12 protein-coding genes are annotated in these 12,594 nt (G+C 70.3%); 6 read left to right on the top strand and 6 right to left on the bottom strand.

Features of this window, described 5'->3' with window-relative positions; all coding sequences use genetic code 11:
- Positions 1 to 17 precede the first annotated feature (17 nt).
- Positions 18 to 848: an IclR family transcriptional regulator gene (locus QTI45_RS13980; protein ID WP_286654766.1), complete on the top strand. Its 831-nt coding sequence runs from the start codon at positions 18 to 20 to the stop codon at positions 846 to 848.
- On the opposite strand, the gene QTI45_RS13975 is transcribed toward QTI45_RS13980, so the two are convergent.
- Positions 849 to 1,724, bottom strand: coding sequence for an SMP-30/gluconolactonase/LRE family protein (locus tag QTI45_RS13975; RefSeq protein WP_286654765.1), 876 nt, complete (start codon positions 1,722 to 1,724; stop codon positions 849 to 851).
- A 179-nt stretch (positions 1,725 to 1,903) separates the two neighbouring features.
- Here QTI45_RS13975 and QTI45_RS13970 point away from each other — a divergent pair, with 179 nt between their 5' ends.
- From QTI45_RS13970 to QTI45_RS13950, 5 genes are read left to right on the top strand one after another with little or no spacing between them, the layout of a single operon-like run.
- On the top strand, positions 1,904 to 2,809 hold the full coding sequence (locus QTI45_RS13970) for an ABC transporter permease subunit (RefSeq protein ID WP_286654764.1): 906 nt from the start codon (positions 1,904 to 1,906) through the stop codon (positions 2,807 to 2,809).
- Positions 2,806 to 3,546, top strand: coding sequence for an ABC transporter ATP-binding protein (locus QTI45_RS13965; RefSeq protein ID WP_286654763.1), 741 nt, complete (start codon positions 2,806 to 2,808; stop codon positions 3,544 to 3,546). Before QTI45_RS13970 ends, QTI45_RS13965 begins: the two co-directional genes overlap by 4 nt.
- 51 nt (positions 3,547 to 3,597) lie before the next feature.
- The gene (locus tag QTI45_RS13960) at positions 3,598 to 4,722 is read left to right on the top strand and encodes an ABC transporter substrate-binding protein (protein ID WP_286654762.1); all 1,125 of its coding nucleotides are present in this window, start codon (positions 3,598 to 3,600) and stop codon (positions 4,720 to 4,722) included.
- Between the two features lie 3 nt (positions 4,723 to 4,725).
- Positions 4,726 to 6,105 carry an LLM class flavin-dependent oxidoreductase gene (locus tag QTI45_RS13955; protein WP_286654761.1) on the top strand — a complete coding sequence of 460 codons (1,380 nt, stop codon included), beginning with the start codon at positions 4,726 to 4,728 and terminating at the stop codon, positions 6,103 to 6,105.
- Positions 6,102 to 6,548: an OsmC family protein gene (locus QTI45_RS13950; protein ID WP_286654760.1), complete on the top strand. Its 447-nt coding sequence runs from the start codon at positions 6,102 to 6,104 to the stop codon at positions 6,546 to 6,548. The genes QTI45_RS13955 and QTI45_RS13950 overlap by 4 nt, the downstream gene beginning before the upstream one ends.
- An 18-nt stretch (positions 6,549 to 6,566) precedes the next feature.
- Here QTI45_RS13950 and QTI45_RS13945 read toward each other — a convergent pair whose 3' ends face one another.
- The 5 genes from QTI45_RS13945 to QTI45_RS13925 form a co-directional block, all read right to left on the bottom strand.
- On the bottom strand, positions 6,567 to 8,468 hold the full coding sequence (locus QTI45_RS13945; protein WP_286654759.1) for a methyl-accepting chemotaxis protein: 1,902 nt from the start codon (positions 8,466 to 8,468) through the stop codon (positions 6,567 to 6,569).
- A 123-nt stretch (positions 8,469 to 8,591) separates the two neighbouring features.
- Entirely contained in the window at positions 8,592 to 9,317 is a 726-nt protein-coding gene (locus tag QTI45_RS13940) for a maleate cis-trans isomerase family protein (RefSeq protein WP_286654758.1), read from the bottom strand.
- Positions 9,318 to 9,336: 19 nt separating this feature from the next.
- Complete coding sequence (locus QTI45_RS13935) at positions 9,337 to 10,107, bottom strand: fumarylacetoacetate hydrolase family protein (RefSeq protein ID WP_286654757.1); 771 nt, start codon at positions 10,105 to 10,107, stop codon at positions 9,337 to 9,339.
- A 49-nt stretch (positions 10,108 to 10,156) separates the two neighbouring features.
- Positions 10,157 to 11,527, bottom strand: a complete 1,371-nt coding sequence (locus QTI45_RS13930) for an amidase (RefSeq protein WP_286654756.1) — start codon at positions 11,525 to 11,527, stop codon at positions 10,157 to 10,159.
- Between the two features lie 6 nt (positions 11,528 to 11,533).
- Positions 11,534 to 12,574, bottom strand: a complete 1,041-nt coding sequence (locus QTI45_RS13925; protein ID WP_286373350.1) for a TRAP transporter substrate-binding protein — start codon at positions 12,572 to 12,574, stop codon at positions 11,534 to 11,536.
- Between the last annotated feature and the right edge of the window lie 20 nt (positions 12,575 to 12,594).

The following is a 12,594-nucleotide window of genomic DNA, read 5'->3' as shown; positions in this document are numbered from 1 at the left end:
GAAAGCAGAAAGCTGCCATGAGCGGAGCGCTGGAAAAGTCGCTGGACATCCTCGAATACCTGACCGACTACCCCGACGGCGTCGCGCTGGTCCAGATCGCCACCGACCTGAACCAGCTGCGCAGCGGCTGCCACCGCGCGCTGCAGGAACTCATCCGCTACGGCTACGTGCGCCAGATGCCGCAGCGCGGCGACTACGCGCTGACGACCAAGATGGCGTCGATGGGGCTCAGCTTCCTCAGCAAGTCGGGCGTGCTGGACATCGCCCAGCCGGTGATCGACCGGCTGGCCCAGGCCACCGGCGAGCTGGTGCGGCTGGCGATCGTGGACGGCGACCGCCTGACCCTCGTCGCCAAGGCCCAGGGCGCCAAGTCGGGCCTGCTCTACGACCCCGACATGGGCATCGACCTGCGGCTGTCGTGCAGCGCCGCGGGCCAGGCCTGGCTCATGACCCTGCCGGAGGACGTGGCCATCGAGTACGTCTCGCGCCAGGGCATCGGCGAGCCAAAGGACTTCGGACCCAACGCGCCCACCAGCATGAAGGCGCTGCTGAAGCTGCTGGACGAGCACCGCAAGCGCCGCTACAGCATCATCCAGGACGCCTACGCTCCCGGCATGAGTTCGATCGCCGCCCCGATCAAGCGGGCCAACGAACCGGCCACCGGCATCGTCGTGATCGCCGGCCCCTCGGCGCGGCTCACCCTGAAGCGCATGCAGCAGTTCGGCCCGGCGCTGCTCGCCGCCGCCGAGGAACTGGTGGTGGCGGGCAACTCGTCGTCGCTGCTGAAATCGGCCAACGTGGGCACCTGGGGCAATGTCGCGACCCAGCGGCGCAAGGCCCGACGCTAGCTAACCGAACATCGGCTCCCGCAGGCCCCTCGCGCCCGCCTCGATCGCCAGCAACGCGCCCGCCAGCGGCTCGTTCGCCAGCACCTCCGGCGCGATCATCTTGGTGGCGGTCGTGATGTAGAGCGTGCCGAGGTCGGCGCCGCCGAAGCAGACGCAGGTCGGGTTCGTGACCGGCAGTTCGATGACGCGGTCGACCTTGCCCGCGGGCGTGTAGCGGATCACCCGGCCGCCGGCGAACACCGCGTTCCAGAGGCAGCCATCGCTGTCCACGCAGGCGCCGTCGGGGCGCCCCTTGTCCTGCGAATAGTCGGCGAACACCCGGCGGTTGGACAACACGCCATCGTCCGGGTCGAGGTCGAAGGCCCAGATCTTGAAGCGCCGCGTGTCCGACATGTAGAGCGTCCGGTCGTCGGGCGAGGTCGTGATCGAATTGGTGACGATGATGTCGCCGAAGAGCCGATGCACCACGCCTGAAGGGTCGACGCGGTAGAAGCTGCCGAGCGGTTTCTCGATGGCCGCGTCCATGGTGCCGATCCACAAGCGGCCTCGGTGGTCGCAGCGGCCGTCGTTCAGGCGCGTGCCGGCATCGGCGGGCTCCACGTCGACGATCGGAGCCAGCCTCGACGTCGCCGGGTCGAAGCGCTGCAGGCTGTTGTCGAGGCCGACGACGAATCCGCCTGCGCGGTGCAGCGCCAGACTGCCGGCGAAGCTGCTCGCGAAGCGATGGACCTCGTGCCGGCCGCTGCGCTCGTCGAAGGACTGCAGCCTGGGACGCTCGATGTCGAGCCACCAGATCATTTGCGTGCGCGGGCACCACAGCGGCGTTTCGCCCAACTGGTCCCGGGTGTTGATGACGACTCGCAGGCTGCTCGGCATGTGTATCCGCTCCTTGTGGTCCAACCATAACCGCTTGCTCGCCCGCCGCATATCGACATGCGGAAATCAAGGTTCACGCGGCAGGCGGCCGGCGATAAGGTTGGACTTCGCCCCCCTGTGTGTTCGACCCGCACGCCCCCGTGCCGCCGCTTCGGCTCGCGCACTTCGCATCGCCTTCCATGAGTGCCGTCCTCCCCCGCCTTTCCGCCGAGCCGTCCTCCGCCCCGCCAGCCGTTGTCGCCGCGAGCCACGTCACCGTCATCGCGGATGCCGCGCACGATCCGAAGCAAGGGGCTTCGCTGCGCCGCGCGCCCAGCCGCTGGCGCCTGCTCCTGCCCTGGCTGCTTCCGGTCGTGCTGGTCGCGCTCTGGCAGTACTTCTCGGCCATCGGCCGGCTGCCCGCGGGCATCCTGCCGGCACCGTCCGAGGTGCTGCGCGCCGCCTGGGTGCTCGCCGAGCGCGGCGAACTCCAGCGCGACATCCTGGTCAGCCTGCGCCGCGTCGCCATCGGCTTCCTGACCGGTGCCGCGACCGGCCTGGTGCTGGGCTTCCTGGTCGGCCTGTCGAGCCTGGCGCACGGCCTGCTCGACCGCTCGCTGCAGATGGTGCGCACCATTCCGCACCTGGCGCTGGTGCCGCTGATGATCCTGTGGTTCGGCATCGGCGAGGAGCCGCGCGTGCTGCTGGTGGCGATGGGCTCGCTGTTCCCGGTCTACATCAACACGATGAGCGGCATCCGCGGCGTCGATCCCAAGCTGATCGAGCTCGGCCGCTCCTACGGGCTCGGTCCCTTCGGCCTGATCGCCGGCGTGGTGCTGCCGGGCGCCCTGCCGCCCATCCTGACCGGCATCCGCTACGCGCTCGGCGTGGCCTGGCTGACGCTGGTGGTCGGAGAGACCATCGCCTCACGCGACGGCATCGGCTACATGGTGCAGAACGCGCGCGAACTGCTGCGCACCGACGTCATCCTGCTGGCGATCGTGCTGTATGCGATCGCGGGCTGGCTGGCCGACTCGCTCACGCGCGCGATCGAGCGGCGCCTGCTGCGCTGGCATCCGAACTACGCCAAGGGAGCGGCGCGATGACCCGGGCAACGCCCCATGGCGACGGGCTCAGCCTGCGCGGCGTCGCCAAGGCCTTCGGCGAACGCAGCGTGCTGCACGCGCTCGACCTGGAGATTCCGGCCGGCCAGTTCGTCGCCCTGATCGGCGCCAGCGGCGTCGGCAAGTCGACCCTGCTGCGGATCGTCGCCGGGCTCGAGCCGCCGACCTCGGGCCGGGTCGAACTGCGCTCGCGCAGCCCCTCGCCGGACATCCGCATGATGTTCCAGGAAGACCGGCTGATGCCCTGGCGATCGGTGCTGCGCAACGTGACGCTGGGCCTGCGCGGCCGCGACGACGACGCCCGCAGGCTGCTCGCCGCGGTGGGCCTGGCCGGTCGCGACAACGACTATCCGGTGGTGCTGTCCGGTGGCCAGCGCCAGCGGGTGGCGCTGGCGCGCGCGCTGATCCACGAACCCGAACTGCTGCTGCTCGACGAGCCCTTCGGCGCACTCGATGCGATCACGCGGGCGTCGATGCAGCTGCTGCTCGAAGGCCTGCTCGCGCGCCGGCCGCGCACCGTGCTGCTGGTCACGCACGACGTCGAGGAGGCGCTGATCCTGGCCGACCGCGTGCTGCTGATGCGCGACGGCCGCGTGGCCCGCGACCTGTCCATCGACCGCGAGCGGCCGCGCCATCGCGGCGACCCCGAGCTGGCCGCGCTCAAGGAGGAGCTGCTCGAAGGGCTCGTGACTGCGCAGGCCGCGCAGGCGGGCGCCTGAGCCGTTCTCCACCCCCCATTTCTTTCCAGGCCCATCACAGGACTTTCTCCCATGCCGATCGACAAGCACTCTCATCCCGACACCGCATCCCTGGCCGCAAGGCGTCGCTTCCTCAGCCTGAGCGGGCTGGCATTGGCCGGCGGCGCCGGCGCCCTGGCGCTGGTCGGCTGCGGCAAGAGCGACGCGCCCGCTGCCACTGCACCCGCCGCATCGACCGCTGCCGCCGTCCCGCAACTCACGATCGCGATCATCGGCGACGGCCGCACGGGCGTCTTCGCGTCGCTGCGCGCCGGCGACGGCGGCCGCAAGCTCGAAGACGAGATCGCGGCCAAGGTGGTGTGGCAGCCGGGCTTCACCGCCTCGCTGCCGGTCATGGAAGGCATCAAGGCCGGCGGCGTCGACTTCAGCTTCGCGACCGCCACCGCGATCGTCAACGCGGTCGCGGCCGGCGTGCCGATCGTGCCGCTGGCGGCCTACCCGCTGCCGGCCACCGAGGTCGACGTGCTGGTGGCGAAGGATTCGCCGATCCGCTCCGCCGCCGATCTCAAGGGCAAGAAGATCGCCCACCAGAACGGCACCACCGGCACCTACAGCCTGATCAAGTACCTCGAAAGCGCAGGCCTGCGGCTGTCCGATGTGCAGGCGGTCAGCCTCAGCGGCGCGGACGCCTACACCGCCTTCGCCCAGGGCAGCGTGGACGCATGGATCCACTGGCAGCCGGCCAGCGGCCTGGCCCTGGCCAAGCTCGGCGACAAGGCGCGCACGCTGCCGGGCGTCAAGACCTACGACTACGCCTTCTACGTGGCGCGCGCCGAATTCGCCGACAAGAACCCGCAGGTGGTGGCCCGGCTGGTGCGGCTGATCCGCGAGGCGCAGCAGTACGCGGTCGCGCATCCGGACGAGACGGTGGCCTCCTGGGCCAAGCTCGGGGGCTTCGAGCCGGGCAGCGTCGAAGAGAAGGTCTATCGCCAGCTCATCGTCGACGCCCGCCTGTCCGATTCGGGGGCCGTCGTGCTCAAGCCGATCGACGGCGCGGCCGCCGACTCGACGCAGGACCTGGCCGACAACTTCCAGTCGCTCGGCGTGCTGCCGAACAAGGTCGACGTGCGCAGCTTCCTGCTCGACCCCAAGTTCGATTCGATCAAGAAGCTGGTCGCCGCCGAACTGGGAGCCTGATCCATGACCCGACCCAGCGACAAGAAGATCCACCTCGCGGCCTTCGTCACCGCAGGCCCCGGCCGTCCGGGCGGCTGGCGCTACCCGGCCTCCGAAAGCGGCTGGCTCGATGCCGACTACTACCAGGGCATCGCGCGCACGCTAGAGAAGGGGCTGTTCGACCTCGCCTTCTTCGCCGACATCCTCGCGGTGCCCGATCGCTACCAGGGCAGCAACGACACGCAGCTGCGCTACGGCGCGCTCGGGTCGCTGCGGCTGGACCCGGTCGTGGTGCTGTCGATCATGGCGGCCGCGACGCGGCACCTCGGGCTGGCCTCGACCCGCTCGACCAGCCACTACGAGCCCTTCGAGGTCGCGCGCTCGTTCGCGACGCTCGACCACCTGAGCGCCGGCCGTGCGGCCTGGAACGTGGTCACCTCCTTCCAGGATGCCGAGGCCCGCAACTTCTCGAAGAAGGAGCAGGTCCCGCGCAACAAGCGCTACGACCGGGCCGACGAATTTCTGGAAGTCGTCTTCAAGCTGTGGGACAGCTGGCAGGACGACGCGCTGGTGCAGGACCGCAAGACGCCGCTGTTCGCCGACCCGGCCAAGGTGAACTACGTCGACCACGAGGGCGAATGGTTCAGCGTCAAGGGGCCGCTGAACGTGTCGCGGCCGCCGCAGGGCTATCCGGTGATCCTGCAGGCCGGTGCCTCCGACCGCGGCCGCGATTTCGCGGCGCAGTGGGCCGATGCGATCTTCGTGAGCCACGACTCGCTGGACAGCGCCAAGGCCTTCTACAAGGAGATCAAGGACCGCGTGCGCTCGCATGGCCGCGACCCCGATTCGCTCAAGGTGCTGCCCGCGGCGACGCCGCTGGTCGGCGAGACGCAGGCGATCGCCGACGAGAAGGACCGCGCGCTGCGGGCCCTGGTCGATCCGCATGCGGGACTCTCGACGCTGTCCTACCACCTCGATGTCGACCTGTCGAAGTACCCGCTCGACTCTTCGTTGCCCGACATCGACGTACCCGGCGTGCAGGGCCACTACCAGGAGGTGCGCGAAGCCACCGAGCGCGACAAGCTGACCCTGCGCGACCTCGGCAAGCGCTACGGCAGCCGCTATGAAGGCGACCTGATCGGCACGCCGGAGAAGGTGGCCGACGGCATGGAGCGCTGGTTCCGCGAAGGCGCCTGCGACGGCTTCATGATCAGCGCGCCCTACCAGCCCGGCGGCTTCGAGGATTTCGTGCGGCTGGTGGTGCCCGAGCTGCAGCGGCGCGGCCTCTACCGCACCGCCTACGAGGGCGCGACCCTGCGCGAGAACCTCGGCCTCGAGCGTCCGGGCGTCGGCGCCTGGAAGGAACGGGCCGCCTCGGGCGTCCGCGCCAGGGGAGCGGCATGAGCGAAGCGGCCGTGACCGAATCTGCCGTGACCGGCGAGATCGTCACGGTGCGCGCGCGCACCCTCGACACCTTCGGCCGCTTCCTCGCGAGCGCGCGCCAGCATCATTTCGTCTCCGATGCGAAGGCGGCGGCCGGCGGCCCCGGCGACGCGGTGCAGGCGGGGGAGCTGCTGCTGGCCTCGCTGGCCTCCTGCGGGCTCGGGCTGGTGCAGAAGACCGCGCGCGAACGCGAGCTGCCGCTGAAAGGCGCCGAGGTCGAAGTCTCGTTCGAGCGCGACCCGGAGGACGGCACGCGCTACGCGGCCATCCGGCTGGCCTTCGTGCTCGAAGGGGTCGACCTGCCGACCGCCCGATCGCTGGTCGACGCCTTCACGGGCACCTGCCCGATCTACAACACGCTGAAGCGGGGCGGGCCGATCGAGGCCACGACGGCGATCCGCTGAGCGGCCGGTGGCGCGCCGCTACGCGCGCGCCAGCCTGAACACCCGGACCGCTTCCACCAGTTGGCCGGCCTGCTCGCGCATCGCCTGCGCCGTCGCCGACGCCTGCTCCACCAGCGCCGCGTTCTGCTGCGTGACCTGGTCCATCTGCGTGATCGCCTGGCTGACCTGCTCGATGCCAGCGCTTTGCTGGTGGCTGGCCGCGGCGATCTCGCCGATGATGCCGGTGACGCCCTTCACGCTGCTGACGATCGCCTTCATCGCCTCGCCGGCTTCGTCCACCAGCCGGCTGCCGTCGCCCACCTTGCCGACCGAGTCGTCGATCAGGCCCTTGATCTCCCCCGCCGCCGCAGCCGACCGCTGCGCCAGGCCGCGCACTTCCGACGCCACCACGGCGAAGCCCCGACCCTGCTCGCCCGCGCGCGCCGCCTCCACCGCGGCGTTCAGCGCCAGGATGTTGGTCTGGAACGCGATGCCGTCGATGACCGCGATGATGTCGACGATCTTGCGCGACGAGGCATGGATCGACGCCATGGTCTCCACCACCTGGTCGACCACCGCCCCGCCCCTGGCCGCCACCTCCGAGGCCGAGGCCGCGAGCTGGTTGGCCTGGCGGGCGCTGTCGGCGTTCTGCTTCACGGTGCCGGTGAGCTGCCCCATCGAGGCGGCGGTCTGCTGCAGGGCGCTGGCCTGCTCCTCGGTGCGCGACGACAGGTCGTGGTTGCCGGCGGCGATCTGGCCGGAGGCCGCGGCGATCGAGTCGGTGCCGGTGCGCACCTCGCCGACCACCCGCCCGAGGTTCTCCCGCATGTGCTCGACCGCCCGCGTGATGACACCGATCTCGTCCCGGCGCGTCGACGCCATGCGCTGCGAGAGGTCGCCCTGGCCGATGACGTCCACGTGCTCGCTGAGCACCCGCAGGGGCTCCACCGTGCGGCGGATGAAGAAGACCAGCGCCGTCCCCATCGCCAGCGCCGCCAGCGCGATGAAGCAGGCGAGCCAGGCCATCTGGCGATACAGGTCGGCCAGCACCTCGGACGCCGGCGCCTCGGCGACCACCAGCCAGCCGGTGGCCGCGCTCTTCGCGACCGAGGCGTAGCGTTCGCCGGCCTGCGAGGCATCGAGCACCGCCGGCGCTCCGGCGATCCAGAAGACGTCTTCGCCGGCCAGCCGGCCCATCCAGGCCGCGGGGTCGCCGAGCACCGCGCCCAGCTTCTTGCCGGCGGCGGTCGGATGGAAGACCAGCAGCGCCTCTGCAGGGTCGGGCGCCGGGCCGACGATGTAGAGCCCGCCGGTGTCGAAGAGCCTGGTCCGGTTCACGGCCTCCGCGAGGGCCAGCTGCTGCTGCGAGATGTCGAGGCCGATGTACAGCACGCCCACCACCCGGCCCGCCGGGTCCCGCACCGGTTCGTAGACGGTCATGAAGGGGCGCCCGAACAGCGTGACCCGGCCGACGAAGCGCTGGCCCTGGCGCAGCAGCGCATAGGCCGCGCTCTTGCGATCGAGCAGGGTGCCGATGGCCCGCTCGCCGTTCTCCTTCTTGACCGAGGTCGTGATGCGGCGGAAGTCTTCGCCCTCGGCCGCGAAGACGGTGGCATTGGCGCCCGGAAAATCGCGCGCGAAGCCGTCCACCTGCGCGGTCACGCTGCCGTCGATCGGTGCGCCGCCGCTGCTCAGGCGGCCCGGCGCCGCCGCGTCGGCCTCGAAGGTGGCGCCGAACTGGCGCCGGAAGACACCGAAGGCATTGTCCGCGGTCAGCTGCATGGTCTGGTCGAAGATGTCCAGCGAGCGCGAGACGGCTTCGGCCTTCGCGTTGGCATAGCGCGCGGCACCGCGCTGCTGCTGCGAGGAGGCCAGCTGGTAGAAGACACCGAGGATCAGCAGCGTCACGAGCACGATGGCCAGCGCGATCCTGCGGGTCATGGTGCGGGCAATGGAAACGAAAGCCATGGAATGAGGGTGGGAAGCAGCGCGGCGCAATTCAAGGCTATCGGCAGCCGCCACCGAAAGCTGAAGGGCCGGGCGCCGAAATCACCCGCATCGGCGTCAAGACAGGGCGAACAGTCCGCCCCAGCCCGCTACCTGCCGGGTGTCGATGCCGGTGATCTTCAGGGCCTTCCACACCACGGTGGCCACCGAGTCGTAGATCGGAATGCCGAGCTCGCGCTCCATCTCGTCCGCCAGCGGCGCGCCATGCAGGTTGGTGCACATCACGGTGATGGCATCGGGCTTGTGCTGCGCGACTTCGCGCAGCATGGCGCGCAGCGTGTTCGCGTCGACTTCGGCGAACGAGAAGTTCACGCTCAGGTCGAGGTGGCGCTCCGCCACGCACGCGACACCGAGCGCCGCGTAGTTGGCAACGATCCGCCGCTGCACGTCCTCGACATAGGGCGAGACCAGCCCCAGCGTGCCGGCCCCCTGCGCGGCCAGCAGCTCGTTCAGTGCCAGCACCGAGGTGGTCGCGGGAATGCCGGTGGCTTCGGCGATGCGCGCGCACAGCGCGCGGTCGCGCTCGAAGCCGAGCCAGCTGGCGGAGGTGCCGCTCCAGCAGATCACGTCGACCCTGGCGTCGGCCAGCAGTCCGGCGGCGTCGAGGATGGCGCGTTCGTCGAACTGGTTGCGCGATCGGTCTCCCATCGAGATCTCGGTCACCCGAAACCGCGAGAAATGCGCGGAGACGTCCGGCACGCCGGCGACCATCGCGCTGGTCAGCGGCTCGAGCGCGGTGTTGGAGGAAGGCGTCAGCACGCCGATGCGTCTTGGCCTGGACATCTGGCGGATTCGAAGGCGCCTACAACTGCACCGAGGCGCTGCCGATGCCCGGAAACTCGACGCTGACGAGGTCGCCCGCTTGCGCCTGCAGGACGCCCACCCAGGTGCCGGTGGTCACGACCGTGCCGGCCGCCAGGCGATCGCCATGGCGCGTCGCATGCCGCAGCCAGATGGGCAGCAGCCAGGCAGGGTCGCCGAGCGAATGCGTGCCGCGGCGCTCGACCCGCGGCTCGGCGCCGATCTGCACCTGGCAGGTCTGGGCGCTCCAGTCGCGCCGCGCGAAGGGGACCCAGTCGCCCAGCACCAGCGCACCATGCGATTGCAGGTCGGCCAGCTTGCACAAGGCGGGCGCATCGTTGGCCTCCTGCCAGCGCGAATCGACGATTTCGATAGCGACCGCCATCGCATCGATCAGCTGCGCGGCGGTGTCGACGTCCAGCGTCGAGGCGAGCGCCTGATCGACCTCGCGTCCGAGCCGCAGCGCCACCTCGGCCTCGATGCCGCGCATGTGAAACGGCCAGTCGCCGGCGCGTGCCGGGCTGGTCCAGACACCGGCCGGCGGCAGCGGCGCATGGGTCAGCACGGCATCGCGCGACGGGCCGCCGGCCTTCCAGAACTTGGGCGGGGCGGCAGCGAACCAGCCGAGCGCATCGGCCACGCGCTGCTGAACCGCATAGGCCTCGCCCGCGTCGGCCAGCCCGTCGGCCAGCGGCGCGGCGGCGCACGGGGTGGTGTCGCGGCGCGCGCTGAGCAGCGCTTCGACCACGGCATCGATCTTCGAATGGGACATCTGGCTCTCCTGTTGTCGGCTTTGAAAAGTCAGAAGGATGCACTCAAAGTCAGAGCTCGGGGAAGCGCTGCCATGGGTGGGCCTTCTCGATCGAGCGGGCGAGCGCCAGCAGCGCGTCGTCCCCGCCTTCGCGGGCGACCAGCTGCATGCCGACCGGCATGTCGCCGGCGAAGCCGCACGGCAGCGCGATGGCCGGCAGGCCGGCGGCGTTGGCGAAGCCCGCGAACACCGCATGGCCGCGCGGGCCGACCTCGCGCCCGTCGATGCGCGTCGGGTGGGTCTCTCCGGCCGGCCACGGCAGCGCGGCCGCCGCCGGCGTCAACAGGAAGTCGTAGCGGTCGAACAGCCCCGACAGGCCGCTTCGCAGCCGCTCGGCCTCGAACAGCAGATCGAACAGATCCGCCGCGGACGCCCGGCGACCGCTCTCGGCATTCGCCTGCATCAGCGGCCCGAACAGCGAGGGATCGAAGGGCCGCGACAGCTCCTGCGGATGCGCGACCAGCCACGCCAGGCCGACCTGCGAGAGCAGCGGCCAGCGCTGGTTGACCGCCTCGGCCATGTCGAAGTGCTGCGCCGTCGTGAGCTCGTGGCCCAGGTCGGCGAGCCGGCGCGCGGCGGTCTCGGTCAAGGCCGCGATCTGCGGATCGACCGGGTGGTCGCCGAAGCGCGGAATGAAGAGGATGCGCGCGCCGCGCGAACTCCCCTCCTGCGCGGCCCCGCGCCCGATCACCTGCATCACCGCCGCCACGTCGGCCACGCTGCGCGCGATCGGACCCGCCACTTCGAAGTCGAGAAAGATCGGCGGCAGCCCATGGCCGCGCGGCACGCGGGCGCGCGAAGGCTTGAAGCCGACCAGGTTGGTGTGCGAGGCGGGCCTTCGGATCGAGCCACCGCCATCGGTGCCCAGCGCGACCGGGCAGCCGCCGGCGGCCACCAGCGCCACCGCCCCGCCGGACGAGCCGCCGGGCGTGAGCGCAGGGTTCCAGGGATTGCCCGTGGGCCCGAACACCGGGTTGTCGGTGTAGCCCTGCATCGTGAACTCGGGCACGTTGGTCTTGCCGAAGATCACGGCGCCGGCCTCGCGCAGGCGGGCGACCGGCAGCTCGTCGCGGTCGGCCACGAAGCCGGCCAGGGCGCGGCTGCCCCAGTGGGTCGGCAGGCCCCGCACCTGCAGGTTGTCCTTGATCGTGACGGGCACGCCGTCGAGCGCACCCAGCGCGCATCCGTCGCGCCAGCGGGCGCTGCTGTGCCCGGCGGCCTCCAGCGCTGCTTCAGTGTCCAGGGTGATCAGTGCGTTGAGCCGCGGATTGACCGCCTCGCTGCGCGCCAGGCAGGCCCGCAGCGCATCGACCGGCGTGAAGGCGGCGTCGCGATAGCCGGCGGCGAGCTCGGTCGCGGTGAGTTGCCAGAGAGGTTGCATGCCGGCCTACTTGAAGCCGACCACCGGGCCGACCACCTGCTTCCAGATCGCCGAGCACTTGTCATAGGACTTGTCGCAGAGTTCGCTCCAGGTCGGGAAGGACACGGTCGTGAGCGCATCGCGAACCAGCTGCTGGTCGGCTGCCTTCACGGGCACATCCTTCATCGTGAACTTCTTGACCGTCCGGCACGGCTCCTTGCCGACATTGCAGCGCGAAGCGTCATCGAACAGCTCCTTCGAATAGGCCCAGACCTCGGTCTCGAAGGTCTTGAACGCGGCCGTCAGCCTGGCTTGCTGGTCGGGCGTCATGGCGTTCCACTTCGACAGGTTGATCGCGTAGGCATTGAGCGCGATCTGGAAGCCGATCGGCATGAAATGCGTCGTCACCTCGGGCCAGCCGGCCGAGTTGGCCGAGCTCGGGCCGGTGATCGCGCAGTCGGTCACGCCGCGCTCCAGCGCCTGCTGCGTCTCGCCGAAGGGAATCGTGACCGGGATGCCGCCGAGCTTCTCGATGAACTTGGCCAGCGACTGGTCGTACACGCGCACCTTGCGGCCCTTGAGGTCCGCCAGGCCGCTGATCGGCACCTTGCAGAACACCACCTGCGGACCGAAGGGGTAGATGCCCAGCAGCTTGCCGCCATGGCGTTCCTGCAGGCGCTTGTCGAAGGGCTCGCGGTAGGCGTCGACGACCTTGCGCGCGACCTCGTAGTCGGTCGACAAGCCCACGATGTCGGGCCCGAGGAAGAAGGGCTCGTCGCGCGACACCTGGGCCAGGCGCAGCGTGACCACGTCGAACAGGCCCGACTTCAGCACGCGCAGGCCATCGGCGTCCTTGATGCCGAGCACGTCCATCGGCTTGTAGTCGGCGTCGATGGGCAGGCCGGTGTTCTTCGCGAAGTTCTCGAAGAAGGGCTGCTCCTTGGTCTGCTGGATCAGCCCGGTGGCGACCAGGTTGCCGGCCACGCGCAGCCGGGTGTTGTCCGCATGCGCCGGCAGCGACAGCGCGAGTGTGGCCGCGATCAGCGGAAGGACGAACTTCAGTTTCATGCCTGACTCCTTGGAAGAAA

The organism is Variovorax saccharolyticus (genome assembly GCF_030316765.1).
Classification (GTDB): Bacteria; Pseudomonadota; Gammaproteobacteria; order Burkholderiales; family Burkholderiaceae_C; genus Variovorax; species Variovorax saccharolyticus.
This window is presented reverse-complemented; position numbering and strand designations above follow the sequence as displayed.

What these genes read in the sequence shown, in the direction of transcription:
- QTI45_RS13955 (WP_286654761.1), top strand. Translation starts at nt 4,726, where the DNA reads ATGACCCGACCCAGCGACAAGAAGATCCACCTCGCGGCCTTCGTCACC.
- QTI45_RS13925 (WP_286373350.1), bottom strand. Translation starts at nt 12,574, where the DNA reads ATGAAACTGAAGTTCGTCCTTCCGCTGATCGCGGCCACACTCGCGCTG.
- QTI45_RS13950 (WP_286654760.1), top strand. Translation starts at nt 6,102, where the DNA reads ATGAGCGAAGCGGCCGTGACCGAATCTGCCGTGACCGGCGAGATCGTC.
- QTI45_RS13960 (WP_286654762.1), top strand. Translation starts at nt 3,598, where the DNA reads ATGCCGATCGACAAGCACTCTCATCCCGACACCGCATCCCTGGCCGCA.
- QTI45_RS13965 (WP_286654763.1), top strand. Translation starts at nt 2,806, where the DNA reads ATGACCCGGGCAACGCCCCATGGCGACGGGCTCAGCCTGCGCGGCGTC.
- QTI45_RS13940 (WP_286654758.1), bottom strand. Translation starts at nt 9,317, where the DNA reads ATGTCCAGGCCAAGACGCATCGGCGTGCTGACGCCTTCCTCCAACACC.
- QTI45_RS13945 (WP_286654759.1), bottom strand. Translation starts at nt 8,468, where the DNA reads ATGACCCGCAGGATCGCGCTGGCCATCGTGCTCGTGACGCTGCTGATC.
- QTI45_RS13975 (WP_286654765.1), bottom strand. Translation starts at nt 1,724, where the DNA reads ATGCCGAGCAGCCTGCGAGTCGTCATCAACACCCGGGACCAGTTGGGC.
- QTI45_RS13930 (WP_286654756.1), bottom strand. Translation starts at nt 11,527, where the DNA reads ATGCAACCTCTCTGGCAACTCACCGCGACCGAGCTCGCCGCCGGCTAT.
- QTI45_RS13935 (WP_286654757.1), bottom strand. Translation starts at nt 10,107, where the DNA reads ATGTCCCATTCGAAGATCGATGCCGTGGTCGAAGCGCTGCTCAGCGCG.
- QTI45_RS13970 (WP_286654764.1), top strand. Translation starts at nt 1,904, where the DNA reads ATGAGTGCCGTCCTCCCCCGCCTTTCCGCCGAGCCGTCCTCCGCCCCG.
- QTI45_RS13980 (WP_286654766.1), top strand. Translation starts at nt 18, where the DNA reads ATGAGCGGAGCGCTGGAAAAGTCGCTGGACATCCTCGAATACCTGACC.